The sequence below is a fragment of the Pseudomonas sp. MWU13-2862 genome (assembly GCF_023242495.1).
Taxonomy (GTDB): domain Bacteria; phylum Pseudomonadota; class Gammaproteobacteria; order Pseudomonadales; family Pseudomonadaceae; genus Aquipseudomonas; species Aquipseudomonas gingeri_D.
The window spans coordinates 21,150-44,446 of the sequence record NZ_JALMEZ010000022.1; the positions used below are offsets into that span (position 1 = coordinate 21,150).

Genomic DNA, 23,297 nt, shown 5'->3' on the forward strand with positions numbered 1-23,297 from the left:
ACATGCAATTAAATGTAAATGACGCTCAGGCAATCGAAGTTTCCGAACTGACATTTGGCGGCGAATTCAACGAGACGCTGGTTCACCAAGCAGTCGTGGCCTACATGGCTGGCGGCCGTCAGGGTAGCAAGCAGCAAAAGACCCGTTCCGACGTTTCCGGTGGCGGTAAGCGCCCATGGCGTCAGAAAGGTACTGGCCGTGCTCGTGCCGGTACCATCCGTAGCCCAATCTGGCGTGGCGGCGGTACCACTTTCGCAGCTCGTCCTCAGGATCACTCCCAGAAGCTGAACAAGAAGATGTATCGCGCAGCAATGCGTTCCATCCTTGCTGAGCTGGTGCGTACTGATCGTCTGGTCGTGGTTCAGGATTTCGCTGTTGAAACGCCGAAAACCAAAGACCTGCTGAACAAACTGACTGGCATGAGCCTGACCGACGTTCTGATCGTGTCTGACTCTGTTGATCAGAACCTGTACCTGGCTGCTCGTAACCTGCCACACGTTGATGTCCGTGACGTACAGGGTTCCGATCCAGTTAGTCTGATCGCATACGACAAGGTGTTGATCACCGTGTCGGCCGTGAAGAAATTCGAGGAGCTGCTGGGATGAACCAGGAACGCGTATTTAAAGTTCTGCTTGGCCCGCACGTTTCCGAGAAGGCTACGGTCCTGGCAGACAAGAAAGGTCAGTTCGTTTTCAAGGTTGCGACTGACGCAACCAAGCTGGAAATCAAGAAGGCCGTCGAAAGCCTGTTCAGCGTGAAAGTAGAGCGTGTGACTACCCTGAATGTCCTGGGTAAAAGCAAACGCACTGCTCGCGGTCTGGGCAAGCGTAATGACTGGAAGAAGGCAGTTATCTCCCTTCAGCCAGGCCAAGATCTCGATTTCAGCAGCAGTGCTGAGTAAGGAAGGGGTGCATCATGGCAATCGTTAAATGCAAACCGACTTCCCCTGGCCGCCGTTTTGTGGTCAAGGTGGTCAACAAGGAGCTGCATAAAGGCGCTCCTCACGCACCGCTGCTCGAGAAAAAATCGAAGACTGGTGGTCGTAACAACAATGGCCGTATTACCACTCGTCACATCGGTGGTGGTCATAAGCAGCATTATCGTCTGGTCGATTTCCGTCGCAACGACAAAGATGGCATCTCTGCCACTGTCGAGCGTATCGAATACGATCCAAACCGTACTGCTCACATCGCTCTGCTGCTGTACGCAGACGGCGAGCGTCGCTACATCATCGCGCCTAAAGGCGTGAGTGCTGGCGACCAGCTGATCGCAGGCGCTCTGGCTCCAATCAAGCCAGGTAACGCTCTGCAGCTGCGCAACATCCCAGTGGGTTCCACCGTACACGGCATCGAATTGAAGCCAGGTAAAGGTGCACAGATCGCTCGTTCCGCTGGTGCTTCGGCTCAGCTGATCGCTCGTGAAGGTGTCTACGTGACCCTGCGTCTGCGCTCCGGTGAAATGCGTAAAGTGCTGTCGGAATGCCGTGCAACGCTGGGCGAAGTCTCGAACTCCGAGCACAGCCTGCGTTCCCTGGGTAAAGCCGGTGCCAAACGCTGGCGTGGCGTTCGCCCAACCGTTCGTGGTGTTGCCATGAACCCGGTTGACCACCCACATGGTGGTGGTGAAGGTCGTACCTCTGGTGGTCGTCATCCGGTATCGCCGTGGGGCTTCCCGACTAAGGGCGCGAAGACTCGTGGTAATAAGCGTACCGACAAAATGATCGTCCGTCGTCGCAAGTAAATAGAGGGATACGACAGTGCCACGTTCTCTGAAAAAAGGTCCTTTTATCGATCTTCACCTACTGAAGAAGATCGAAGTGGCGGCGGAAAAGAACGATCGCAAACCAGTTAAGACCTGGTCGCGCCGTTCCATGATCCTGCCACAAATGGTCGGTTTGACCATCGCTGTGCATAACGGTCGTCAACACGTCCCCGTTCTCGTGAACGAAGACATGGTCGGCCACAAACTGGGCGAGTTTGCCGGTACCCGCACATATCGTGGGCACGTGGCTGACAAGAAAGCCAAGCGTTAAGGGGTTAGGAAATGGAAGTAGCCGCTAAGTTGTCGGGCGCTCGAATCTCCGCCCAGAAAGCCCGCTTGGTCGCCGACCAGATCCGCGGGAAGAAGGTGGGCGAAGCGCTCAACTTGTTGGCTTTCAGCAGTAAGAAAGCCGCCGAGATCATGAAGAAAGTGCTGGAGTCGGCCGTAGCCAACGCCGAGCATAACGAAGGCGCAGACGTTGATGACCTGAAGGTCAGCACCGTTTTCGTCAACGAAGGGCGTTCGCTGAAGCGCATCATGCCACGTGCCAAAGGCCGGGCTGATCGCATCGTCAAGCGGTCTTGCCATATCACTGTCAAGGTTGCTGACAAGTAACGGAGTCGAAGAGATGGGTCAGAAAGTACATCCCATTGGCATTCGCCTGGGAATCGTCAAGGAGCACACCTCCGTCTGGTACGCAGACGGTCGGACTTATGCGGACTATTTGCTCGCAGATCTGAAAGTGCGTGAGTACCTCCAAGACAAACTAAAAAGCGCGTCCGTAAGCCGTATCGATATCCATCGTCCGGCCCAAACTGCACGCATCACCATCCACACCGCTCGTCCAGGTATCGTTATCGGGAAGAAAGGTGAGGATGTTGAGAAACTGCGTCAGGACCTGACCAAGCAAATGGGTGTGCCTGTGCACATCAATATCGAAGAGATCCGCAAGCCGGAGCTCGACGGTATGCTGGTTGCCCAGAGCGTAGCTCAGCAGCTGGAGCGTCGTGTGATGTTCCGTCGCGCCATGAAGCGCGCCGTACAGAACGCCATGCGCATTGGTGCCAAAGGCATCAAAATCCAAGTGAGCGGTCGTCTCGGCGGTGCTGAAATCGCACGTACTGAATGGTATCGCGAAGGTCGTGTGCCACTGCACACCCTGCGTGCCGACATCGACTATGCCAACTACGAAGCTCACACCACCTACGGTGTGATCGGTGTAAAGGTTTGGATCTTCAAAGGCGAAGTAATTGGTGGTCGCCAAGAAGAACTGAAACCACAAGCACCAGCGCCTCGTAAAAAAGCTGCTAAGTAAGGGGTACGCCAAATGTTGCAACCAAAGCGTACGAAGTTCCGCAAGCAGATGACAGGCCACAACCGTGGTCTGGCTCAGCGCGGTAGCAAAGTCAGCTTCGGCGAGTTCGCGCTGAAGTCTGTTGCTCGTGGTCGTCTCACCGCTCGTCAGATCGAGTCAGCGCGTCGTGCTCTGACCCGTCACGTAAAACGTGGCGGCAAGATCTGGATCCGTGTGTTCCCGGACAAGCCTATCTCCAAAAAGCCCCTCGAAGTTCGGATGGGTAAAGGTAAGGGTAACGTGGAGTACTGGGTTGCCCAGATTCAGCCAGGCAAAGTCCTGTATGAAATCGAGGGTGTTACTGAAGAGCTGGCGCGTGAGGCTTTTGCCCTGGCTGCTGCAAAGCTGCCGCTCGCCACCGCTTTTGTTAAACGGACGGTGATGTGATGAAAGCGAATGAACTTCGTGAAAAATCAGCACAGCAGCTGAACGAGCAACTGCTCGGCCTGCTGCGCGACCAGTTCAATCTGCGTATGCAGAAAGCAACTGGCCAGTTGGGGCAGTCTCACCTGCTCTCGCAAGTTAAGCGCGACATCGCTCGTGTGAAGACTGTGCTCAACCAGCAGGCAGGTAAGTAATCATGGCTGAAGCCGAAAAGACCGTCCGTACGCTGACTGGCCGTGTTGTCAGCGACAAAATGGACAAGACCATCACCGTTCTGATCGAGCGTCGCGTCAAGCACCCGATCTACGGTAAATACGTTAAGCGTTCGACTAAGCTGCACGCGCACGACGAAACCAACCAGTGCCACATTGGCGACAAGGTCACGATTCGTGAAACTCGTCCGATGGCCAAGACCAAGTCTTGGGCGCTGGTTGATGTTCTCGAACGCGCTGTGGAAGTCTAAGGGCTAGGGGTCGGAGAAATTATATGATTCAGACTCAATCCATGCTCGATGTGGCCGATAACAGCGGCGCTCGCCGCGTTATGTGCATCAAGGTGCTGGGTGGCTCGCATCGTCGTTACGCTGGTATCGGTGACATCATCAAAGTAACCGTCAAGGAAGCAATTCCGCGCGGTAAAGTGAAGAAAGGCCAAGTGATGACTGCTGTCGTAGTCCGCACTCGCCATGGCGTTCGTCGTGCTGACGGCTCCATTATCCGCTTTGATGGCAACGCTGCTGTTCTGTTGAACAACAAGCAAGAGCCGATCGGCACCCGTATCTTTGGGCCAGTGACCCGTGAACTTCGTAATGAGAAGTTCATGAAGATCGTCTCGCTCGCCCCAGAAGTGCTGTAAGGAGATCCGACATGCAAAAGATTCGTCGTGACGACGAGATCATCGTGATCGCCGGCAAAGACAAAGGTAAGCGCGGTAAGGTGCTTAAGGTTCTCGCTGATGACCGTCTGGTCGTCGGTGGTCTGAACCTGGTCAAGCGTCATACCAAGCCTAACCCGATGTCGGGCGTACAGGGCGGTATCGTCGAAAAAGAAGCGCCACTGCACGCTTCCAACGTCGCCATTTTCAACGGCGAAACCAACAAGGCTGACCGCGTTGGTTTCAAAGTAGAAGACGGCAAAAAAATTCGTGTCTTCAAGTCGACCCAAAAAGCGGTTGATGCTTGAACACTGCTAGGTAGAAGACCATGGCACGACTGAAAGAGATTTACCGGAAGGAAATCGCTCCGAAGCTTAAGGAAGAACTTAAGCTGGCGAACGTGATGGAAGTTCCGCGCATTACCAAGATCACCCTGAACATGGGTCTGGGCGAAGCGATCGGTGACAAGAAAGTCATCGAGCACGCTGTGGCTGACCTGGAGAAGATCACCGGCCAGAAAGTCGTTGTGACTCACGCTCGCAAATCCATCGCTGGCTTCAAAGTCCGCGAAGGTTGGCCGATCGGTGTCAAAGTGACCCTGCGTCGCGATCGTATGTATGAGTTCCTGGATCGTCTGCTGTCGATCTCCCTGCCTCGGGTTCGCGACTTCCGCGGCCTGAATGCCAAGTCCTTCGACGGTCGTGGCAACTACAGCATGGGCGTGAAAGAGCAGATCATTTTCCCGGAAATCGATTACGACAAGATCGATGCTCTGCGCGGTCTGGACATTACCCTGACCACCACTGCCAAGAACGATGATGAAGGTCGCGCATTGCTGCGTGCTTTCAAATTCCCGTTCCGCAACTGATTGGAGTAGGAAAATGGCCAAGAAGAGCATGAAAAACCGTGAGCTGAAGCGTCAGCTCACCGTTGCCAAGTACGCCACCAAGCGTGCAGCACTGAAAGCTATCATCGTCGATCTGAACGCAAGTCCAGAAGCACGTTGGGAAGCTTCGGTAGCCCTGCAGAAGCAGCCACGTGACGCAAGCGCCTCGCGCATGCGTAACCGCTGCCGCATCACTGGTCGTCCGCACGGCGTTTACCGCAAGTTCGGCCTCGGCCGTAACAAGCTGCGTGAAGCGGCCATGCGTGGTGACGTACCAGGTCTGGTTAAAGCCAGCTGGTAAGCCACACCGCCCAAGTCACGGTGGTCGGTCTCGCAAGAACCGACCACCGGTGACCTTGAGTTTGAATCAAGCCCCTTTTGGGGCTTGATTCATTTCTGGGGTGTGTCTAGAATGACCGGCTCGCCTGAGCCTGCACTTTTTACGTGTGGAGATACTCGGCGACAGTTGTAGCCGCAAGGCTAATTCTTTTTGTATCAGGAGCGTCTAGCCCATGAGTATGCAGGACCCGTTAGCGGACATGCTAACTCGAATCCGTAATGCCCAGATGGCTGAAAAGTCCGTCGTAAGCATGCCGTCTTCCACGTTGAAGGTGGCTGTAGCAAAAGTCCTGAAGGACGAAGGTTACATCGCGGGTTATCAGATCAGCAGCGAAACCAAGCCGTTGCTATCCATCGAGCTGAAATACTTCGAAGGCCGTCCGGTCATCGAGGAAGTGAAGCGCGTTAGCCGTCCAGGCCTGCGTCAGTACAAGTCCGTTGAGGATCTGCCGAAAGTTCGTGGCGGTCTCGGCGTGTCTATCGTCTCCACCAACAAAGGTGTGATGACGGATCGTGCTGCGCGCGCTGCCGGTGTCGGCGGCGAAGTTCTTTGCACTGTGTTCTAAGGGGGGATAAGCATGTCTCGCGTCGCTAAGAACCCCGTTAAGCTGCCAGCCGGTGTCGAAGTCAAATTCGCAGGCCAACAGCTTTCGGTGAAGGGTGCCAAGGGTACTCTTGAACTGAACATCCATTCGTCCGTTGAGATCGTTGAAGAAGCTGGTGAGCTGCGTTTCGCTGCTCGCAATGGCGATCAACAAACTCGCGCAATGGCCGGTACCACGCGTGCGTTGGTAAACAACATGGTCCAAGGCGTAAGCCAAGGCTTCGAGCGTAAGCTCCAGCTGGTCGGTGTTGGTTACAAAGCGCAAGCAAAAGGCACGGTTTTGAACCTGGCCCTTGGCTTCTCGCACCCAGTGGATTACGAACTGCCGGAAGGCATCACCGCTGAGACCCCTAGCCAAACCGATATCCTGATCAAGGGCATCGATAAGCAGCTGGTAGGTCAGGTGGCCGCTGAGATCCGCGACTTCCGTCCACCAGAGCCGTACAAAGGCAAAGGTGTGCGCTACGCGGACGAAGTCGTCCGTCGTAAAGAAGCCAAGAAGAAGTAGGGCATAGCAAATGACCGACAAAAAAGTTACTCGACTGCGTCGCGCTCGCAAAGCACGCCTGAAAATGCACGAACTCGAAGTCGTGCGTCTCTGCGTGTTCCGCTCTTCGCAGCACATCTACGCCCAGGTCATTTCGGCCGACGGCAACAAAGTCCTGGCAAGTGCCTCGACTTTGGACAAAGAACTGCGTGATGGTGCCACTGGCAACATCGACGCGGCCACTAAGGTTGGCCAGCTGGTCGCTACGCGTGCTAAAGCCGCTGGCGTCTCGCAGGTGGCTTTCGACCGCTCTGGCTTCAAGTACCACGGCCGCGTCAAGGCGCTGGCTGATGCTGCTCGTGAAGCTGGGCTGGAGTTCTAAGTTATGTCAAATAACGACCAAAAGCGCGACGAAGGCTACATCGAGAAGCTGGTTCAAGTTAACCGCGTAGCCAAAACCGTTAAAGGCGGCCGTATCTTCACCTTCACCGCGTTGACCGTGGTAGGTGATGGCAAGGGCCGTGTAGGCTTCGGCCGTGGCAAGTCACGTGAAGTGCCTGCTGCGATCCAGAAGGCTATGGAAGCTGCTCGCCGCAACATGATCCAGGTTGATCTGAACGGCACCACCCTGCAGTACGCCATGAAGTCCGCCCACGGCGCTTCGAAGGTTTACATGCAGCCTGCTTCTGAAGGTACCGGTATCATCGCTGGCGGCGCTATGCGTGCTGTCCTCGAAGTCGCTGGTGTGCAGAACGTTCTGGCCAAGTGCTACGGCTCGACTAACCCGGTAAACGTGGTTCACGCCACTTTCAAAGGTTTGAAAGCGATGCAGTCCCCTGAGTCCATTGCTGCCAAGCGCGGCAAAACTGCAGCGGAGATCCGTTGATCATGGCAACTGTAAAAGTAACGCTGATCAAAAGCATGACCGGCCGCATCCCTAACCACAGACTGTGCGTTAAGGGTCTGGGTCTGCGTCGCATCGGTCACACTGTAGAAGTCCTGGATACTCCCGAGAATCGCGGGATGATCAACAAGGCTTACTACATGCTGCGTGTAGAGGGTTAATCGATGAAACTCAATGATCTGAGTCCAGCGCCGGGTTCCCGTCGCGAAAAGCATCGTCCGGGCCGTGGTATCGGTAGCGGTTTGGGGAAGACCGGTGGCCGTGGCCACAAAGGTCAGACCTCTCGCTCCGGTGGCACCATTGCTCCAGGCTTTGAAGGCGGCCAACAGCCGCTGCATCGTCGCCTGCCGAAGTTCGGTTTCGTTTCCCTGAAAGCCATGGACCGCGCAGAAGTGCGTCTGTCCGAGCTGGCCAAAGTGGACGGCGACATCGTCACCGTGCAGTCCCTGAAAGATGCCAACGTGATCAACCAGAACGTACAGCGTGTGAAAATCATGCTGTCGGGCGAAGTGACTCGCGCAGTAACTATCAAGGGCATCGCCGCCACCAAAGGTGCGCGTGCGGCTATCGAAGCAGCTGGCGGCAAGTTCGAGGAATAAATGGCTAAGCAAGGTGCTCTCTCAGCGCTCAGCAAAGGCGGGTTATCCGAGCTCTGGGCTCGACTGCGTTTTCTATTCCTGGCGATTATCGTCTACCGGATAGGCGCGCACATCCCAGTTCCTGGTATCAACCCGGACCGGCTGGCGGACCTGTTTCGACAGAATGAGGGGACCATTCTTAGCTTGTTCAACATGTTTTCCGGCGGCGCGCTGGAGCGGATGAGCATCTTTGCACTGGGGATCATGCCGTACATTTCGGCATCGATCATCATGCAGTTGATGAGCGCCGTCAGCCCGCAGCTGGAGCAGTTGAAGAAGGAAGGTGAGGCTGGTCGTCGTAAGATCAGCCAATACACCCGCTATGGCACCGTCGTCCTGGCATTGGTTCAAGCCATTGGCATGTCCATTGGCCTGGCTAACCAGGGCGTCTCGTTTAGTGCTGGCTTCAGCTTCCATTTCGTTGCGGTGTCCACTTTTGTGGCCGGCGCGATGTTCATGATGTGGTTGGGCGAGCAGATTACCGAGCGCGGTGTTGGTAACGGTATCTCGATGTTGATTTTTTCGGGTATCGTCGCCGGTCTTCCGAGAGCAATCGGGCAGTCTTTCGAGTCTGCACGTCAGGGCGATATCAACATCTTCGCTTTGGTTGCCATCGGTTTGCTGGCAGTAGCGATCATCGGTTTCGTGGTGTTCATTGAGCGTGGCCAGCGTCGTATTGCTGTTCACTACGCCAAGCGTCAGCAGGGCCGCAAGGTCTTTGCTGCGCAGACCAGCCACCTGCCGCTGAAGGTGAATATGGCCGGTGTTATTCCTGCTATCTTCGCGAGCAGCATCTTGCTGTTCCCGGCTTCGCTGGGTGCCTGGTTCGGTCAGTCTGAAGGTATGGGCTGGTTGCAGGACATCTCGCAGTCGATCGCTCCTGGTCAGCCGTTGAATATTCTGCTGTTTAGTGCAGGGATTATTTTCTTCTGCTTCTTCTATACGGCGTTGATGTTCAATCCGAAAGACGTAGCGGAAAACCTGAAGAAGTCCGGTGCCTTTATTCCGGGTATCCGTCCAGGCGAGCAGTCGGCGCGCTACATTGATGGCGTTCTGACCCGTTTGACCATGTTCGGTGCTCTTTATATGACGGCCGTGTGCCTGCTTCCCCAGTTCCTGGTGGTTGCGGCAAACGTTCCGTTCTACCTTGGCGGGACCTCGTTGCTGATCGTGGTCGTGGTTGTGATGGACTTCATGTCCCAAGTACAATCGCACCTCGTTTCGCACCAGTACGAATCCCTGATGAAGAAAGCCAACCTGAAGGGTTACGGCAGCGGCATGCTGCGCTGACCCATAAGGTTCGAGGAGTTGGTGATGAAAGTTCGTGCATCGGTGAAAAAGCTGTGCCGTAACTGCAAGATTATTCGCCGCGAAGGTGTGGTTCGAGTAATTTGCAGCGCGGAACCGCGTCACAAACAGCGCCAAGGCTGAGTGTGATCTGCTAAAAGCCCAGCAGCTAGTGCGCTGCTGGGTTGATTATTTGTTATTACAGCGATATTATCTCGCGCCCTATTTCTTGGCTTCCGGGGCGTAGGTAGCTGTCAATTGGAGTCCCACTGAATGGCCCGTATTGCAGGCGTTAACATTCCAGATAACAAGCACACTGTTATCTCGCTGACCTACATCTATGGTGTTGGTCGCACTACTGCACAGAAAATTTGTGCAGTGACTGGGGTCAACCCAGCCGCAAAGATCAAGGATCTGAGCGACGAGCAGATTGAACAGCTGCGTGGCGAAGTGGCGAAGTTCACCACTGAAGGTGACCTGCGTCGCGAAATCAACATGAAAATCAAACGCTTGATGGACTTGGGCTGCTACCGCGGTCTGCGCCATCGTCGTGGTCTGCCAGTACGCGGTCAGCGTACCAAGACCAACGCGCGTACTCGCAAAGGTCCGCGTAAGCCGATCCGCAAGTAATCGCACCAGCGAATCGACAGGAATCTAGTCATGGCAAAACCTGCTGCTCGTCCTCGTAAGAAAATTAAAAAGACAGTGGTTGATGGCATCGCCCACATCCACGCGTCTTTCAACAACACCATCGTGACCATTACCGACCGTCAAGGTAACGCTCTTTCTTGGGCTACCTCCGGTGGTTCGGGTTTCCGCGGTTCCCGCAAGTCCACCCCGTTCGCTGCTCAAGTAGCTGCTGAACGTGCTGGTCAAGCTGCGCTGGAATACGGCCTGAAAAACCTCGACGTCAACGTCAAAGGTCCAGGTCCAGGTCGTGAGTCCGCTGTCCGTGCATTGAACGGCTGTGGCTATAAGATCGCCAGCATCACCGACGTGACGCCAATCCCGCACAACGGGTGCCGTCCGCCGAAGAAGCGCCGCGTGTAATCCAGGAGATTGTAAAGAATGGCTCGTTACATTGGTCCAAAATGCAAACTGGCTCGTCGCGAAGGCACCGATCTCTTCCTGAAGAGCGGCGTGCGCGCTATCGAATCCAAGTGCAACATCGAAGCAGCACCTGGTATCCACGGCCAACGCCGCGGTCGCCAGTCCGACTACGGCACCCAACTGCGTGAAAAGCAGAAGGTCCGTCGTATTTATGGCGTTCTTGAGCGTCAGTTCAGCGGCTACTACAAAGAAGCTGCCGGCCGTAAAGGCGCAACCGGTGAAAACCTGCTGCAACTGCTCGAATGCCGTCTGGACAACGTTGTATACCGTATGGGTTTTGGCTCGACTCGTGCCGAATCCCGTCAACTGGTATCGCACAAGTCGATCAGCGTTAACGGCAAAACCGTCAACGTCCCGTCCTACCAGGTTCGTGCTGGTGACGTGGTAGCTATTCGTGAGAAAGCTAAGAATCAACTGCGCATTGTCCAGGCTCTCGATCTGTGTGCCCAGCGTGGCCGCGTAGAATGGGTAGAAGTGGACACTGAGAAGAAGTCGGGCGTTTTCAAGAACGTGCCTGCTCGCAGTGACCTCTCCGCCGACATCAACGAAAGCCTGATTGTCGAGCTCTACTCCAAGTAAGGGCTAGAAAATAGGTGCATCCATGCAGATTTCGGTAAATGAGTTCCTGACACCCCGTCACATTGACGTGCAGGTTGTCAGTCCAACCCGCGCTAAGATCACCCTCGAGCCTCTCGAGCGTGGTTTTGGCCACACCCTGGGCAACGCGCTGCGCCGCATCCTGTTGTCCTCAATGCCAGGCTGTGCAGTAGTCGAGGCCGAGATTGACGGTGTGCTCCACGAGTACAGCGCCATCGAAGGTGTACAGGAAGACGTCATTGAAATCCTGTTGAACCTTAAAGGTCTGGCTATCAAGCTGCACGGCCGTGACGAAGTTACGCTGACCTTGTCGAAGAAGGGTTCGGGGGTGGTTACCGCTGCCGATATTCAGCTGGATCATGATGTCGAGATCGTTAATCCCGATCACGTAATCGCCAACCTGGCGTCTAACGGCGCCTTGAACATGAAGCTCACCGTAGCTCGTGGTCGTGGTTATGAACCAGCAGACTCGCGTCAGAGCGATGAAGACGAAAGCCGCAGCATCGGTCGCTTGCAGCTCGACTCTTCGTTCAGCCCGGTTCGCCGTATCGCTTACGTGGTGGAAAACGCCCGTGTCGAGCAGCGTACCAACCTGGACAAACTGGTTATTGATCTGGAAACCAACGGTACCCTGGATCCTGAAGAGGCTATCCGCCGCGCTGCAACCATCCTGCAACAGCAGTTGGCTGCGTTCGTCGACCTCAAAGGTGACAGTGAGCCAGTGGTTATCGAGCAAGAAGACGAGATCGATCCGATCCTGCTTCGCCCGGTTGACGATCTGGAACTGACTGTACGTTCGGCCAACTGCCTTAAGGCGGAAAACATCTACTACATCGGCGACCTGATTCAGCGTACCGAAGTAGAGCTGTTGAAGACTCCGAACCTGGGCAAGAAATCCTTGACTGAAATCAAGGACGTTCTGGCCTCCCGCGGTCTGTCCCTCGGCATGCGCCTCGACAACTGGCCGCCTGCAAGTCTTAAGAAGGACGACAAGGCGACTGCCTGATCGTCGTAATCACCGAACGTAGTGTTTGGTAAGGAATGAACCATGCGTCATCGTAAAAGTGGTCGTCACCTGAGCCGCACCAGCTCGCACCGCAAGGCCATGTTTCAAAACATGGCGGTGTCGCTGTTCGAGCACGAGCTGATCAAAACGACTCTGCCAAAAGCCAAAGAACTGCGTCGCGTTGCTGAGCCGCTGATCACTCTGGCCAAAGTAGATAGCCTGGCTAACCGCCGTCTGGCTTTCGACCGTACTCGTTCGAAAGCTATCGTTGGTAAGCTCTTCAACGACCTGGGCAAGCGTTACGCTACCCGTGAGGGTGGCTACCTGCGCATCCTCAAGTGCGGTTTCCGCACTGGCGACAACGCGCCTATGGCGTACGTCGAGTTGGTTGATCGTGCTACTGCCGGCGAAGCTGTATCTGCCGAGTAAGACGTCAGTCTGAAACGAAAAACCGGGCCTAGTGCCCGGTTTTTTGTTGCCTGCTATTAAGCAATTGACCTTCGATAGCGTATTTCTATGGGTGACAATTACTTAATGAATTTGTCCCCGTCATATTGATGGTCAATACTCCCTCTCAGCCGATTAGCCGGCAGCACCAAGACCGAGAGAGGAAGGACAAGCATGAGCCAGAACAAAACGCTGACCACCGCCAGCGGTGCGCCCGTTGCGGACAACCAGAATTCCCGTTCCGCCGGCCCCCGTGGCCCGCTGCTGCTCGACGACTTTCACCTGATCGAGAAGCTCGCCCACTTCAACCGTGAAAACATCCCTGAGCGCCGTGTACACGCCAAGGGCTCGGGTGCCTACGGGACCTTCACCGTTTCCAAGGACATCACCCAGTACACCAGCGCCAAGCTGTTCGAGTCCGTGGGCAAGCAGACCCCGACCTTCCTGCGCTTCTCCACCGTGGGTGGCGAACGCGGTTCGGCTGACACCGAGCGCGATCCACGGGGTTTCGCCCTGAAGTTCTACACCGAGGAAGGCAACTGGGACATCGTCGGCAACAACACGCCGGTGTTCTTTATCCGCGATCCGCTGAAATTCCCCGACTTTATCCACACCCAGAAACGCCTGCCGCAAAGCAACCTGAAAAGCGCGCAGATGATGTGGGACTTCTGGTCGCACTCGCCCGAGGCGTTGCACCAGGTCACCATCCTGTTCTCGGACCGCGGGATCCCGGACGGCTACCGTCATATGCACGGCTTCGGCAGCCACACCTACAGCCTGATCAACGCCAAGGGCGAGCGTCACTGGGTGAAATGGCACTACAAGACCAAGCAGGGCATCAAGAACCTGGCACCGGCCGAGGCGGCACGCCTGGCGGGTACCGATCCTGACTACGCCCAGCGTGATCTGTTCGGCGCCATCGAACGCGGCGATTTCCCGAAATGGAGCGTGTGCATCCAGATCATGACCGAGGCTCAGGCCGCGGCGCATCACGAGAACCCCTTCGACGTGACCAAGACCTGGTCGCAGAAAGAGTTCCCGTTGATCGAAGTCGGCGAGCTGGAGCTCAACCGCAATCCGCTGAACTACTTCGCTGAAGTCGAGCAGGCCGCTTTCGCTCCGAGCAATATGGTGCCGGGTGTTGGCCTGTCGCCGGACCGCATGCTGCAAGGGCGTGTCTTCGCCTATGCGGATGCCCACCGCTACCGTGTCGGCACCAATCACCAGCAACTGCCGGTGAACGCCCCACGCAGCCCGGTCAACAGCTACCAGCGTGACGGCTCCATGGCCTTTGGCAGCAACGGTGGCGCCGCGCCGAACTACGAGCCCAACAGCTACGTCGACGCGCCCAAACAGGCTCCTCGCTACGCTGAGCCGGCCTTGGCCCTCAGTGGTGCGGCGGATCGTTACGATCACCGCGAAGATACCGACTACTACAGCCATGCCGGTGCTTTGTTCCGGCTGATGAGCGCCGAGCAGAAAGCGCTGCTGATCAGCAATATAGCCGGTGCGATGTCGGGTGTTTCCAGCGATGTGGTCGAGCGTCAGTTGCAGCACTTCTTCAAGGCTGATCCGGCTTACGGCGAAGGCATCGCCAAGGCCTTGGGCGTAGTGCTGAACTAAGTCTAAACGAGAAGCAGAACCGCCCTCACTCAGGGCGGTTTTTTGCGTTTTTTAGGCTGCTTTTCTCGGAAAATCTTCACTTTGTTTGCGTTTTTCCAGTGACCTTGCAGTCAGCTTGGTTCAAAATACAGCCTTTCAAGCAGGGAGATGTAGGGCTATGCAAGGTAACCAGGTCGTAGTCGATTACCTCAACACGTTGCTGACCGGTGAGCTGGCGGCACGTGATCAGTATTTCATCCATTCGCGGATGTACGAGGACTGGGGCTTCAGCAAGCTCTACGAGCGCATCAATCACGAAATGGAAGAAGAGGCACAACACGCCGATGCGCTGATGCGCCGGATCCTGATGCTGGAAGGCACGCCACGCATGCGCCCGGACGACCTGGACATCGGTACCACGGTGCCTGACATGTTCGCCGCCGACCTGCGCCTGGAGTACAAGGTGCGTGCCGCGCTGTGCAAGGGCATCGAGCTCTGTGAAGTGCACAAGGATTACGTCACCCGCGAGATCCTGCGCCAGCAGTTGGCCGATACCGAGGAAGATCACACCTACTGGCTGGAGAAGCAGTTGGGGCTGATCAAGTCCATCGGGTTGCAGAATTACCTGCAATCGCAGTTCTGAGACAGCGATTTCAGCGACCACAAAAAAGCCCCTGTCATCATTCAATGACAGGGGCTTTTTCATTCCGCCGGTTTACGCCCGATCGCGCAGCAACAGCGGCTTCAGGTAATGCCCGGTGTGAGACTGCGACATCTCCGCCACTTGCTCCGGCGTGCCAACGGCAATGATCTGCCCGCCCTTGGAGCCGCCTTCAGGCCCAAGATCCACCAACCAGTCGGCGGTCTTGATCACATCCAGGTTGTGCTCGATCACCACCACGGTATTGCCGTGGTCGCGCAGGCGGTGCAGCACGTCCAGCAGTTGCTGGATATCCGCGAAGTGCAGGCCGGTGGTCGGCTCGTCGAGGATATACAGGGTCTTGCCGGTATCGCGCTTGGACAGTTCGCGGGACAGCTTGACCCGCTGCGCCTCGCCGCCGGACAGGGTGGTTGCCGACTGCCCCAGCTTGATATACGACAGGCCCACATCCATCAGCGTCTGCAGCTTGCGCGCCAGGGCCGGCACCGCGTCGAAGAACTCCCGCGCCTCCTCGATGGTCATCTCCAGCACCTCGTGGATGCTCTTGCCCTTGTACTTGATCTCGAGGGTTTCGCGGTTGTAGCGCTTGCTCTTGCACACGTCGCACGGCACATAGATGTCCGGCAGGAAGTGCATTTCCACCTTGATCAGGCCATCGCCCTGGCAGGCTTCGCAGCGCCCTCCCTTGACGTTGAACGAGAAACGCCCCGGACCGTAACCCCGTGAACGGGACTCCGGTACGCCAGCGAACAGCTCGCGGATCGGCGTGAACAGGCCGGTGTAGGTGGCCGGGTTCGAACGCGGGGTACGACCGATGGGGCTCTGGTCGATATCCACCACCTTGTCCAGGTGTTGCAGGCCGTTGATGCTGTCGTGGGCCGCGGCTTCCAGCGTCGTCGCGCCGTTCAGCGCGGTAGAACTCAGGGGGAACAGGGTGTTGTTGATCAGCGTCGACTTGCCGGAACCGGACACGCCGGTCACGCAGGTCAGCAGACCCAACGGGATCTCCAGGTCGACGTTGCGCAAGTTGTTGCCGCGAGCGCCCTTGAGCGTCAACACCTGCTTCTTGTTACGCGGTGTGCGCTTGGCTGGTACTTCGATCTTCACCCGGCCGGACAAATACTTGCCGGTCAACGAGTCAGGGTGGGCCATGACCTCGGCCGGTGTGCCTTCGGCGACGATATGGCCGCCATGCACGCCTGCACCCGGGCCGATGTCGACCACATAATCGGCCAGGCGAATCGCGTCTTCATCGTGCTCGACCACGATCACTGTGTTGCCGATGTCGCGCAGGTGCTTCAGGGTGCCGAGCAGGCGGTCGTTGTCCCGCTGGTGCAAACCGATGGACGGTTCATCGAGGATGTACAACACCCCCACGAGGCCGGCGCCAATCTGGCTGGCCAGGCGAATGCGCTGCGCTTCGCCACCGGACAGGGTGTCGGCGCTACGATCCAGGGACAGATAATCCAGGCCGACGTTGACCAGGAACTGCAGGCGCTCACGGATTTCCTTGAGAATCTTGTCGGCGATTTCCCCGCGGCGGCCGGTCAGCTTCAGCACGCCGAAGTATTCGCAGGCATCGCCGATCGGCAGGTTGGTCACCGCCGGCAGGGTCTTCTCGCCCACCCACACGTGCCGCGCCTCGCGACGCAGGCGGGTACCACGACAATCCGGGCACGGTTGGGTACTGAGGAACTTGGCCAGCTCTTCACGCACGGTGGCCGATTCGGTTTCGCGGTAACGACGCTCCAGGTTCGGCACGATGCCTTCGAACGGGTGGGAACGCTTGACGATATCGCCGCGGTCGTTGAGGTACTTGAAGTCGACGTTCTGGCTGCCGCTGCCTTGCAGGAGCAACTTCTGTTGGTCCGCCGGCAACGTGTTGAACGGCACTTCCAGACTGAAGCCATAGTGGGATGCGAGCGACCCAAGCATCTGGAAGTAATAGACGTTGCGCCGGTCCCAGCCGCGTATTGCCCCTTCGGCCAGGGTCAGCTCACCATTGACCAGGCGCTTGATATCAAAGAACTGCTTGACCCCCAGGCCGTCACAGGTCGGACAGGCGCCAGCCGGGTTGTTGAAGGAGAACAGCTTGGGTTCCAGCTCGCTGATGGCATGACCGCAGATCGGGCAGGCGAAGCGCGCGGAGAAGATCATCTCCTCGCCGGGTTCGTCGTCCATCGGTGCTACCAGGGCGATGCCGTCCGCCAGCTTCAGCGCGGTCTCGAAGGACTCGGCCAGGCGTTGTTGCAAATCGCCACGAACCTTGAAGCGGTCGACCACCACATCAATGGAATGCTTCTTCTGCTTGTCGAGCTTGGGCACTTCGTCCAGCTCGCAGAGCCGACCATTGACCCGGGCGCGGACAAAACCTTGCGCCCGCAGCTCTTCGAACACCGACAGGTGCTCGCCCTTGCGCTCGCGAATCACCGGCGCCAGCAGCATCAGCTTGGAGCCTTCGGGCTGGGCCAGCACCAGGTCGACCATCTGGCTGACGGTCTGGGCTTCCAGCGGGATATCGTGGTCCGGGCAGCGCGGGGTGCCTACGCGGGCATACAGCAGACGCAGGTAGTCGTAGATCTCGGTGATGGTACCGACCGTCGAACGCGGGTTATGCGACGTCGACTTCTGCTCGATGGAGATCGCCGGCGACAGGCCTTCGATGGTGTCGACGTCGGGTTTTTCCATCATCGAGAGGAATTGCCGGGCATAGGCCGACAGTGATTCCACGTAACGGCGTTGCCCTTCGGCGTATAAGGTGTCGAAGGCCAGGGACGACTTGCCGGACCCGGACAAGCCGGTGATCACGATCAGCTTGTCCCGGGGCAGGGTCAGGTCGATGTTCTTCAGGTTGTGGGTTCGAGCCCCACGAATCAGGATCTTGTCCAAGATGGCCTCGCACGGCGGGCGGTAAACGCAAGAGTATAAGGCTAAATACTGGATGGATGCACACTATCGGCCGACAGTATTTCAGTCTTGCATGACAGCTCGCGACAAAGCGTCGCCATGTATCCCCTCTATCGATGGGACTGGTAGAATCGCCGCCGGTTCACACGAGGTTTTTCCATGCACGATCCCCACAGCGAACGCATGAGTGGCAGCGAGACCCGCGCGGCAAGCGGTCTGGCCCTGGTGTTCGCTTTCCGTATGCTTGGCATGTTCATGGTGTTGCCGGTTCTGGCTACTTACGGGATGGATCTCGCGGGGGCGACACCGGCCCTGATCGGCCTGGCCATCGGCGCCTATGGCCTGACCCAGGCGGTATTCCAGATTCCCTTCGGGATCATTTCCGACCGCATCGGCCGACGCCCGGTGATCTACCTCGGGCTGGTGGTCTTCGCCCTGGGCAGCTTGCTGGCGGCCAACGCCGATTCGATCTGGGGCGTGATCGCCGGCCGGATCCTGCAAGGTGCCGGGGCGATTTCCGCGGCGGTCATGGCGCTGCTCTCGGACCTGACCCGCGAGCAGCACCGGACCAAGGCCATGGCGATGATCGGCATGACCATTGGTCTGTCGTTCGCCGTGGCGATGGTGGTCGGCCCCTTGCTGACCCGCGCCTTCGGTCTGTCCGGCCTGTTCCTGGCCACTGGCGGCATGGCGCTGCTGGGGATCCTGATCATCGCCTTCATGGTCCCGCACTCCACGGGGCCGTTGCAGCACCGTGAGTCCGGCGTGGCCCGTAAGGCGTTGTTGCCGACCCTCAAGCATCCTGACCTGCTGCGCCTGGACCTGGGGATCTTCGTCCTGCACGCGATGCTGATGTCCAGCTTTGTCGCCTTGCCCCTGGCCCTGGTGGAAAAAGCCGGGTTGCCCAAGGAGCAGCACTGGTGGGTGTACCTGACCGCGCTGCTGATTTCCTTCTTCGCCATGATCCCGTTCATCATCTATGGCGAGAAAAAACGCAAAATGAAACGAGTTTTACTCGGCGCCGTGACGACCTTGATGCTCACTGAGCTATTCTTCTGGGAGTTCGGCGACAGTTTGCGGGCGCTGGTGATTGGTACCGTGGTGTTCTTCACCGCGTTCAATCTGCTGGAAGCTTCGTTGCCGTCGTTGATCAGCAAGGTTTCACCGGCGGGCGGCAAGGGCACGGCGATGGGGGTGTATTCCACCAGCCAGTTCCTCGGCTCCGCGCTCGGCGGGATCATGGGCGGCTGGATGTTCCAGCATGGCGGTTTGTCGGCGGTTTTCCTTGGATGCGCCGGTCTGGCTGCACTCTGGCTGGCCTTTGCTGTTACCATGCGCGAACCACCCTATGTGACGAGCCTGCGCGTGCCGTTATCGCCCGAAGCGATCCGCGAAGCCGGTCTGGTCGAGCGCCTCAAGGCGATCGTAGGGGTAACCGATGCAGTCATGGTGGCCGAAGAGGCTGCCATTTACATCAAATTGGACACCGAATTGTTGGATCGCACGACCCTTGAGCGCCTGGTCAATGAACCGGCGCCCCAAGCGTGCGAAGCCTAGGAGAACGTTATGGCCCGTGGGGTTAACAAAGTCATATTGGTCGGCACGTGCGGCCAGGATCCTGAGGTTCGCTTCCTGCCTAACGGCAACGCCGTGACCAACCTGAGTCTGGCGACCAGCGAACAGTGGACCGACAAGCAGACTGGTCAGAAGGTCGAGAAGACCGAGTGGCACCGTGTGTCGATGTTCGGCAAGGTCGCCGAGATTGCCGGCGAGTACCTGCGTAAAGGTTCGCAGGTCTACATCGAAGGCAAGCTGCAGACCCGCGAGTGGGAAAAAGACGGCATCAAGCGCTACACCACTGAAATCATCGTCGACATGCAGGGCACCATGCAGCTGCTGGGCGGCCGTCCACAACAGGGCGACCAACAAGGCGGCGGCTACGACCAGTCCGCGCCACGCCAACAGGCTCCGCGTCCGCAGCAGGCTTCGCGCCCACAGCAGTCGGCCCCGCAGCAATCGCGTCCGGCTCCACAGCAGGCCGCACCGCAGCCGGCTCCGGATTTCGACAGCTTTGATGACGATATTCCGTTCTGATTCAGCTTCGCTGAAGCGCTAGTCAAAAGCCCGTGGCTATCAATGCCACGGGCTTATTTATTGCCTGTTATTACCCGCTTACACCGATACCCCGCGCAACATTCCCTGTGTCAAATCATCGATGACTGCCTTGCCCATCTCGCCCAGGTAATGCGAAGCCCAGGCATAACGTTCGCCATCGCTTTCCAGGGCAGCATCGAGGGAGAGTGCTTTGGCGCAGTAGAGCAGGAGGGACGCGTGCTCCATGGCTTCCAGAATGGGAACGCCAGGGTTTACGCGAAATAGTTCACGACCTTGGGAGCCGCACTGGGAGAAGGTGATGACGCCGAGTGTTTTGTTTGTTGGGGGATTGGTCATTGGACACCTCCGGCATGGGCCAGGGTGCTGGCTGTTTGAAGGTAAGTCTTTGCTTGAGTGAAACCGTCCATGCGCTAACTCCTATACCTGGGGAAATAGCCGCCACGTTCGTTTCCAAGCGAGTGGGTGGCAGCTGTACGCAGGTTGGAAAACCGGGGGTATAGGTCCCGGCAGGACCGAAGTCCTCCCACGCACAGCCGCCATTGCACGACATTGCAGACAAAGAAACAGCGCCTGCCATCGTGGTTGGGGCGCTGGTGCGCCTATACCCTCAATTCGGGTTTCCAAGCCCGGCCGCTGAATTGGCAGCGACAGGGAAAAGGTAGCGCGCACGATGAGGAGCTGCAATGTGACTGGCGGGGGGTATTTAAGTCGAAAAGTTTCAACTGGCATAGAGGGTTGTTCAGTGATCTTCTACTCACCCACTTCCCGCGAAGCCTTGCCCAAGGTTTCCCACAACTCGCGCATGGTCGGGTTCTGATTGGCCAGCGAACAATAAGCGCGAATCTCCAGACCGGTGTTCCATTCATTGCCCCCGGCTTTCACCAGTTGCCCGTTATCCACGGCCGGCGCAGCGGCGCTCTGCGGTAGCCAGGCCACTCCATACCCTTCGATGGCCATCTGCATCAGCAACATGGTCATGTCGGCCTCGTAGCAACGGGTCAGTTCGCAGGGCGTGGCCGCGTTCTTGAGGATCAGGTCGGCCACTCGTCCGAGAAAGGTCGTGGCGGTGTAGGCCAGGTAGGGGACGGGCTTTCCGCTCTTGCCAGGCAGTCGATACAGCGGCTTGCCGCTGCGGTCCGGTGCACAGAACGGCAGGAAAGCGTCCAGCCCCAGGGGCAGGCTGGCGAACTTGTCGGCGTCGATCAGGATCGGCGCCTGAGGGTGGTGGTAAACGATCATCAGGTCGCAATTGCCTTCTGCCAGGGCAATCACCGCGTCGTGGATATTCGCCGCGACCACCCGCACGTTGAACGGCTCGTGGTGCTTTTGAAATTGCGCCAGCCACTTGGGCAGGAAGGTGATCGACAGGCTATGGCCTGCCGTGATCTGAATCGAACGCCCAGGCATCTTTTCGTCCTGGCGCAGGGTTGAGCGCAATTCCAGCAGTGCCGCCAGCGCCTCGCGGCCCTGTTCGCAGAACAGTTGGCCGGCTTGAGTCAGTTGCACCGGGTAGGTGCCACGGTCGACGAGCTGTGCGCCGACCCAGTCTTCCAGCGAGCGGATACGCCGGGACAGCGCCGACTGGGTGACGCAGCGAACCTCGGCGGCCCGGGAAAAATTCTTGTGTTGCTCGATCGCCAGCAGATCGTCCAGCCACTTGATTTGCATGCTGCCCACCTCGGTCGCGGTGACCAGAAGTCTACGTCAGCGCCTGGCGGGCTTCGCTGGATTTTTCATAACTATTCCAAAAGCGCATCGGGTGATGGCGATTACTCATCATCTGTTGGGCGGGCTCACCCTAGAATCGGGCCATGGACACGGTCCCCTGTAGGAGCTGGCTTGCCAGCGATGGCGTCCGCCTGGTCGATGCAAGACTTGCGGGCCTCATCGCTGGCAAGCCAGCTCCTACAAGGGACCGAGGTGTTTGTGAGTTATGCATTTGGGCGCGGCGCCGCAGAGCGGCCGGGCCAACAATTTTTTCCTGCCAAGCAAAAAAACCGACAACAGACTTGAGGGAAACACCATGAGCAAAAACAGATTGCCCCGTCATATCGCCATCGGCATTGCCGCCGGGGTCCTGGTCGGCTGGCTGTGCCATCACTTCGCGGCGGACGCCAAGTCGGCCAAGGACATCGCCGCCTACTTCTCGATGGTCATCGATATCTTCCTGCGAATGATCAAGATGATTATCGCGCCCCTGGTGTTCGCCACCCTGGTGGGCGGTATCGCCAGCCTTGGCAGTTCGCGTTCGGTGGGCCGTATCGGCACCCGCGCCATGGCCTGGTTTATCAGCGCGTCGCTGATCTCCCTGCTGATCGGCATGCTGCTGGTCAACCTGTTCCAGCCCGGCGCCGGGATGAACCTGCACGTCGATCACGCTGCGGTTGCGGCCCAGGTGGTGAATACCGGCGATTTCAGCCTCAAGGTGTTTGTCAGCCATGTGTTCCCGCGCAGCATTGCCGAGGCCATGGCCAACAACGAAATCCTGCAGATCGTGGTGTTCTCGCTGTTCTTCGGTTTCGCCTTGGCGGGGCTCAAGCAGTCCGGCTTCACCCGTATCACCGGTTTGGTGGATGAACTGGCCAAGGTGATGTTCAAGATCACCGACTACGTGATGGCCTTCGCGCCTATCGGCGTGTTCGCCGCGATTGCCAGTGCGATCACCACCGAGGGGCTCGGCCTGCTGCTGGACTACGGCAAGCTGATCGCCGAGTTCTACCTGGGGATCGCGCTTCTGTGGGCGGTGCTGTTCGGTGCCGGTTACCTGTTTCTCGGACGTTCGGTGTTCACCCTCGGCAAGCTGATCAAGGAGCCCATCCTGTTGGCGTTTTCCACCGCCAGCAGTGAGTCCGCCTACCCGAAAACCATGGAAGCCCTGGAGAAATTCGGCGCGCCGAAACGCGTGTCCAGCTTTGTCCTGCCCCTCGGTTACTCGTTCAACCTTGATGGCTCGATGATGTACCAGGCCTTTGCCATTATGTTTATCGCCCAGGCCTATAACATCGAGCTGAGCTTTACCCAGCAGTTGCTGATCCTGCTGACGCTGATGGTCACCAGCAAAGGCATGGCCGGTGTCGCCCGGGCTTCGGTCGTGGTGGTGGCTGCGACTTTGCCGATGTTCAATCTGCCTGAAGCCGGCCTGTTGCTGATCATCGGTATCGACCAGTTCCTCGACATGGCGCGAACCGCGACCAATGTGGTGGGTAACAGTATCGCGACCGCAGTGGTTGCCCGCGCCGAACAGGAATATGAGTCCGAGGAGCAGCAGGACGAGTTGCCCGTCGCCCATTCCGTTGCGTTGATGCGTACCCCAGCGACCACGGTTTGAGAACCTC

General features: G+C 57.7%; 34 protein-coding genes. 31 read left to right on the top strand and 3 right to left on the bottom strand.

The features are described 5' to 3' along the window. Positions 1-2 precede the first annotated feature (2 nt). The 28 genes from rplD to bfr all read left to right on the top strand — a co-directional run bounded on the left by rplD (position 3) and on the right by bfr (position 14,922). On the top strand, positions 3-605 hold the full coding sequence (rplD, locus tag M5C56_RS29600) for a 50S ribosomal protein L4 (protein WP_100944354.1): 603 nt from the start codon (positions 3-5) through the stop codon (positions 603-605). Next, complete coding sequence (gene rplW, locus M5C56_RS29605) at positions 602-901, top strand: 50S ribosomal protein L23 (protein ID WP_002555488.1); 300 nt, start codon at positions 602-604, stop codon at positions 899-901. Before rplD ends, rplW begins: the two co-directional genes overlap by 4 nt. 14 nt (positions 902-915) lie before the next feature. Beyond that, positions 916-1,740 (top strand): 50S ribosomal protein L2, encoded by an 825-nt coding sequence (gene rplB / locus M5C56_RS29610; protein ID WP_103495383.1) that lies wholly within the window; start codon positions 916-918, stop codon positions 1,738-1,740. 16 nt (positions 1,741-1,756) lie between these two features. Next, entirely contained in the window at positions 1,757-2,032 is a 276-nt protein-coding gene (gene rpsS / locus M5C56_RS29615; protein ID WP_002555486.1) for a 30S ribosomal protein S19, read from the top strand. Positions 2,033-2,043: 11 nt separating this feature from the next. Next, positions 2,044-2,376, top strand: a complete 333-nt coding sequence (gene rplV / locus M5C56_RS29620; protein WP_003103908.1) for a 50S ribosomal protein L22 — start codon at positions 2,044-2,046, stop codon at positions 2,374-2,376. Positions 2,377-2,389: 13 nt separating this feature from the next. Then, the gene (gene rpsC, locus M5C56_RS29625) at positions 2,390-3,076 is read left to right on the top strand and encodes a 30S ribosomal protein S3 (RefSeq protein WP_008065719.1); all 687 of its coding nucleotides are present in this window, start codon (positions 2,390-2,392) and stop codon (positions 3,074-3,076) included. A 12-nt stretch (positions 3,077-3,088) separates the two neighbouring features. Then, entirely contained in the window at positions 3,089-3,502 is a 414-nt protein-coding gene (rplP, locus tag M5C56_RS29630) for a 50S ribosomal protein L16 (RefSeq protein WP_003232424.1), read from the top strand. Further along, a complete protein-coding gene (rpmC, locus tag M5C56_RS29635) occupies positions 3,502-3,693 on the top strand; it encodes a 50S ribosomal protein L29 (RefSeq protein ID WP_002555481.1) in 192 nt (63 codons plus the stop codon). Before rplP ends, rpmC begins: the two co-directional genes overlap by 1 nt. Positions 3,694-3,695: 2 nt before the next feature. Next, complete coding sequence (gene rpsQ / locus M5C56_RS29640; RefSeq protein WP_003194644.1) at positions 3,696-3,962, top strand: 30S ribosomal protein S17; 267 nt, start codon at positions 3,696-3,698, stop codon at positions 3,960-3,962. A gap of 23 nt (positions 3,963-3,985) precedes the next feature. Beyond that, the gene (rplN, locus tag M5C56_RS29645) at positions 3,986-4,354 is read left to right on the top strand and encodes a 50S ribosomal protein L14 (protein WP_011063774.1); all 369 of its coding nucleotides are present in this window, start codon (positions 3,986-3,988) and stop codon (positions 4,352-4,354) included. 11 nt (positions 4,355-4,365) lie between these two features. After that, the gene (rplX, locus tag M5C56_RS29650) at positions 4,366-4,680 is read left to right on the top strand and encodes a 50S ribosomal protein L24 (protein ID WP_007896770.1); all 315 of its coding nucleotides are present in this window, start codon (positions 4,366-4,368) and stop codon (positions 4,678-4,680) included. Between the two features lie 20 nt (positions 4,681-4,700). After that, the gene (rplE, locus tag M5C56_RS29655) at positions 4,701-5,240 is read left to right on the top strand and encodes a 50S ribosomal protein L5 (RefSeq protein ID WP_040071276.1); all 540 of its coding nucleotides are present in this window, start codon (positions 4,701-4,703) and stop codon (positions 5,238-5,240) included. 13 nt (positions 5,241-5,253) lie between these two features. Then, positions 5,254-5,559, top strand: a complete 306-nt coding sequence (rpsN, locus tag M5C56_RS29660) for a 30S ribosomal protein S14 (protein ID WP_100944356.1) — start codon at positions 5,254-5,256, stop codon at positions 5,557-5,559. Between the two features lie 211 nt (positions 5,560-5,770). Further along, complete coding sequence (gene rpsH, locus M5C56_RS29665; RefSeq protein WP_003228724.1) at positions 5,771-6,163, top strand: 30S ribosomal protein S8; 393 nt, start codon at positions 5,771-5,773, stop codon at positions 6,161-6,163. Between the two features lie 12 nt (positions 6,164-6,175). Then, entirely contained in the window at positions 6,176-6,709 is a 534-nt protein-coding gene (rplF, locus tag M5C56_RS29670; RefSeq protein ID WP_003176412.1) for a 50S ribosomal protein L6, read from the top strand. Positions 6,710-6,719: 10 nt separating this feature from the next. Continuing rightward, complete coding sequence (gene rplR, locus M5C56_RS29675; protein ID WP_003186037.1) at positions 6,720-7,070, top strand: 50S ribosomal protein L18; 351 nt, start codon at positions 6,720-6,722, stop codon at positions 7,068-7,070. Between the two features lie 3 nt (positions 7,071-7,073). Beyond that, the gene (gene rpsE, locus M5C56_RS29680; RefSeq protein WP_100944357.1) at positions 7,074-7,574 is read left to right on the top strand and encodes a 30S ribosomal protein S5; all 501 of its coding nucleotides are present in this window, start codon (positions 7,074-7,076) and stop codon (positions 7,572-7,574) included. Between the two features lie 2 nt (positions 7,575-7,576). Beyond that, positions 7,577-7,753, top strand: coding sequence for a 50S ribosomal protein L30 (gene rpmD, locus M5C56_RS29685; RefSeq protein ID WP_010438202.1), 177 nt, complete (start codon positions 7,577-7,579; stop codon positions 7,751-7,753). Between the two features lie 3 nt (positions 7,754-7,756). Beyond that, positions 7,757-8,191, top strand: coding sequence for a 50S ribosomal protein L15 (rplO, locus tag M5C56_RS29690; protein ID WP_103495384.1), 435 nt, complete (start codon positions 7,757-7,759; stop codon positions 8,189-8,191). Further along, complete coding sequence (gene secY, locus M5C56_RS29695; RefSeq protein ID WP_100944359.1) at positions 8,192-9,520, top strand: preprotein translocase subunit SecY; 1,329 nt, start codon at positions 8,192-8,194, stop codon at positions 9,518-9,520. Between the two features lie 24 nt (positions 9,521-9,544). Further along, positions 9,545-9,661: a 50S ribosomal protein L36 gene (gene rpmJ, locus M5C56_RS29700; protein WP_002555468.1), complete on the top strand. Its 117-nt coding sequence runs from the start codon at positions 9,545-9,547 to the stop codon at positions 9,659-9,661. A gap of 129 nt (positions 9,662-9,790) precedes the next feature. Beyond that, the gene (gene rpsM, locus M5C56_RS29705; RefSeq protein WP_003186020.1) at positions 9,791-10,147 is read left to right on the top strand and encodes a 30S ribosomal protein S13; all 357 of its coding nucleotides are present in this window, start codon (positions 9,791-9,793) and stop codon (positions 10,145-10,147) included. A gap of 30 nt (positions 10,148-10,177) precedes the next feature. After that, the gene (rpsK, locus tag M5C56_RS29710; RefSeq protein WP_007924177.1) at positions 10,178-10,567 is read left to right on the top strand and encodes a 30S ribosomal protein S11; all 390 of its coding nucleotides are present in this window, start codon (positions 10,178-10,180) and stop codon (positions 10,565-10,567) included. A gap of 18 nt (positions 10,568-10,585) precedes the next feature. After that, entirely contained in the window at positions 10,586-11,206 is a 621-nt protein-coding gene (rpsD, locus tag M5C56_RS29715) for a 30S ribosomal protein S4 (RefSeq protein ID WP_017123253.1), read from the top strand. A gap of 22 nt (positions 11,207-11,228) precedes the next feature. Further along, the gene (gene rpoA, locus M5C56_RS29720) at positions 11,229-12,230 is read left to right on the top strand and encodes a DNA-directed RNA polymerase subunit alpha (protein WP_003176403.1); all 1,002 of its coding nucleotides are present in this window, start codon (positions 11,229-11,231) and stop codon (positions 12,228-12,230) included. 42 nt (positions 12,231-12,272) lie between these two features. After that, a complete protein-coding gene (rplQ, locus tag M5C56_RS29725) occupies positions 12,273-12,659 on the top strand; it encodes a 50S ribosomal protein L17 (RefSeq protein ID WP_100944360.1) in 387 nt (128 codons plus the stop codon). Positions 12,660-12,851: 192 nt separating this feature from the next. Further along, on the top strand, positions 12,852-14,300 hold the full coding sequence (locus M5C56_RS29730; protein WP_103495385.1) for a catalase: 1,449 nt from the start codon (positions 12,852-12,854) through the stop codon (positions 14,298-14,300). A 157-nt stretch (positions 14,301-14,457) separates the two neighbouring features. Further along, complete coding sequence (gene bfr / locus M5C56_RS29735; RefSeq protein ID WP_103495386.1) at positions 14,458-14,922, top strand: bacterioferritin; 465 nt, start codon at positions 14,458-14,460, stop codon at positions 14,920-14,922. A gap of 72 nt (positions 14,923-14,994) precedes the next feature. On the opposite strand, the gene uvrA is transcribed toward bfr, so the two are convergent. Beyond that, positions 14,995-17,829, bottom strand: coding sequence for an excinuclease ABC subunit UvrA (gene uvrA / locus M5C56_RS29740; protein ID WP_103495387.1), 2,835 nt, complete (start codon positions 17,827-17,829; stop codon positions 14,995-14,997). 177 nt (positions 17,830-18,006) lie between these two features. On the opposite strand from uvrA, the gene M5C56_RS29745 reads away from it, so the two are divergent. Continuing rightward, complete coding sequence (locus M5C56_RS29745; RefSeq protein WP_103495388.1) at positions 18,007-19,404, top strand: MFS transporter; 1,398 nt, start codon at positions 18,007-18,009, stop codon at positions 19,402-19,404. Positions 19,405-19,413: 9 nt separating this feature from the next. Continuing rightward, complete coding sequence (locus M5C56_RS29750) at positions 19,414-19,941, top strand: single-stranded DNA-binding protein (RefSeq protein ID WP_100944365.1); 528 nt, start codon at positions 19,414-19,416, stop codon at positions 19,939-19,941. A 78-nt stretch (positions 19,942-20,019) separates the two neighbouring features. On the opposite strand, the gene M5C56_RS29755 is transcribed toward M5C56_RS29750, so the two are convergent. Further along, positions 20,020-20,298 carry a DUF3077 domain-containing protein gene (locus M5C56_RS29755; protein ID WP_247263427.1) on the bottom strand — a complete coding sequence of 93 codons (279 nt, stop codon included), beginning with the start codon at positions 20,296-20,298 and terminating at the stop codon, positions 20,020-20,022. Positions 20,299-20,712: 414 nt separating this feature from the next. Next, complete coding sequence (locus M5C56_RS29760) at positions 20,713-21,630, bottom strand: LysR substrate-binding domain-containing protein (RefSeq protein ID WP_103495540.1); 918 nt, start codon at positions 21,628-21,630, stop codon at positions 20,713-20,715. Positions 21,631-21,985: 355 nt separating this feature from the next. Between M5C56_RS29760 and M5C56_RS29765 the strand changes: the two genes are divergently transcribed. After that, a complete protein-coding gene (locus M5C56_RS29765; protein WP_103495559.1) occupies positions 21,986-23,290 on the top strand; it encodes a dicarboxylate/amino acid:cation symporter in 1,305 nt (434 codons plus the stop codon). Positions 23,291-23,297 lie beyond the last annotated feature (7 nt).

Bases quoted from the DNA above. Each gene is read 5' to 3' on its own strand.
- rplQ (WP_100944360.1), top strand. From the start codon at position 12,273: ATGCGTCATCGTAAAAGTGGTCGTCACCTGAGCCGCACCAGCTCGCAC.
- rplV (WP_003103908.1), top strand. From the start codon at position 2,044: ATGGAAGTAGCCGCTAAGTTGTCGGGCGCTCGAATCTCCGCCCAGAAA.
- secY (WP_100944359.1), top strand. From the start codon at position 8,192: ATGGCTAAGCAAGGTGCTCTCTCAGCGCTCAGCAAAGGCGGGTTATCC.
- rpsQ (WP_003194644.1), top strand. From the start codon at position 3,696: ATGGCTGAAGCCGAAAAGACCGTCCGTACGCTGACTGGCCGTGTTGTC.
- rplN (WP_011063774.1), top strand. From the start codon at position 3,986: ATGATTCAGACTCAATCCATGCTCGATGTGGCCGATAACAGCGGCGCT.
- rplF (WP_003176412.1), top strand. From the start codon at position 6,176: ATGTCTCGCGTCGCTAAGAACCCCGTTAAGCTGCCAGCCGGTGTCGAA.
- rpsH (WP_003228724.1), top strand. From the start codon at position 5,771: ATGAGTATGCAGGACCCGTTAGCGGACATGCTAACTCGAATCCGTAAT.
- rpsC (WP_008065719.1), top strand. From the start codon at position 2,390: ATGGGTCAGAAAGTACATCCCATTGGCATTCGCCTGGGAATCGTCAAG.
- rplO (WP_103495384.1), top strand. From the start codon at position 7,757: ATGAAACTCAATGATCTGAGTCCAGCGCCGGGTTCCCGTCGCGAAAAG.
- rplB (WP_103495383.1), top strand. From the start codon at position 916: ATGGCAATCGTTAAATGCAAACCGACTTCCCCTGGCCGCCGTTTTGTG.
- M5C56_RS29760 (WP_103495540.1), bottom strand. From the start codon at position 21,630: ATGCAAATCAAGTGGCTGGACGATCTGCTGGCGATCGAGCAACACAAG.
- M5C56_RS29745 (WP_103495388.1), top strand. From the start codon at position 18,007: ATGCACGATCCCCACAGCGAACGCATGAGTGGCAGCGAGACCCGCGCG.
- rplR (WP_003186037.1), top strand. From the start codon at position 6,720: ATGACCGACAAAAAAGTTACTCGACTGCGTCGCGCTCGCAAAGCACGC.
- rpsK (WP_007924177.1), top strand. From the start codon at position 10,178: ATGGCAAAACCTGCTGCTCGTCCTCGTAAGAAAATTAAAAAGACAGTG.
- rplX (WP_007896770.1), top strand. From the start codon at position 4,366: ATGCAAAAGATTCGTCGTGACGACGAGATCATCGTGATCGCCGGCAAA.
- rpsE (WP_100944357.1), top strand. From the start codon at position 7,074: ATGTCAAATAACGACCAAAAGCGCGACGAAGGCTACATCGAGAAGCTG.
- bfr (WP_103495386.1), top strand. From the start codon at position 14,458: ATGCAAGGTAACCAGGTCGTAGTCGATTACCTCAACACGTTGCTGACC.
- rplP (WP_003232424.1), top strand. From the start codon at position 3,089: ATGTTGCAACCAAAGCGTACGAAGTTCCGCAAGCAGATGACAGGCCAC.
- M5C56_RS29730 (WP_103495385.1), top strand. From the start codon at position 12,852: ATGAGCCAGAACAAAACGCTGACCACCGCCAGCGGTGCGCCCGTTGCG.
- rpsD (WP_017123253.1), top strand. From the start codon at position 10,586: ATGGCTCGTTACATTGGTCCAAAATGCAAACTGGCTCGTCGCGAAGGC.
- rpoA (WP_003176403.1), top strand. From the start codon at position 11,229: ATGCAGATTTCGGTAAATGAGTTCCTGACACCCCGTCACATTGACGTG.
- rplE (WP_040071276.1), top strand. From the start codon at position 4,701: ATGGCACGACTGAAAGAGATTTACCGGAAGGAAATCGCTCCGAAGCTT.
- M5C56_RS29765 (WP_103495559.1), top strand. From the start codon at position 21,986: ATGAGCAAAAACAGATTGCCCCGTCATATCGCCATCGGCATTGCCGCC.
- rplD (WP_100944354.1), top strand. From the start codon at position 3: ATGCAATTAAATGTAAATGACGCTCAGGCAATCGAAGTTTCCGAACTG.
- rpmD (WP_010438202.1), top strand. From the start codon at position 7,577: ATGGCAACTGTAAAAGTAACGCTGATCAAAAGCATGACCGGCCGCATC.
- rplW (WP_002555488.1), top strand. From the start codon at position 602: ATGAACCAGGAACGCGTATTTAAAGTTCTGCTTGGCCCGCACGTTTCC.
- M5C56_RS29750 (WP_100944365.1), top strand. From the start codon at position 19,414: ATGGCCCGTGGGGTTAACAAAGTCATATTGGTCGGCACGTGCGGCCAG.
- rpmJ (WP_002555468.1), top strand. From the start codon at position 9,545: ATGAAAGTTCGTGCATCGGTGAAAAAGCTGTGCCGTAACTGCAAGATT.
- rpsM (WP_003186020.1), top strand. From the start codon at position 9,791: ATGGCCCGTATTGCAGGCGTTAACATTCCAGATAACAAGCACACTGTT.
- rpsN (WP_100944356.1), top strand. From the start codon at position 5,254: ATGGCCAAGAAGAGCATGAAAAACCGTGAGCTGAAGCGTCAGCTCACC.
- M5C56_RS29755 (WP_247263427.1), bottom strand. From the start codon at position 20,298: ATGACCAATCCCCCAACAAACAAAACACTCGGCGTCATCACCTTCTCC.
- rpmC (WP_002555481.1), top strand. From the start codon at position 3,502: ATGAAAGCGAATGAACTTCGTGAAAAATCAGCACAGCAGCTGAACGAG.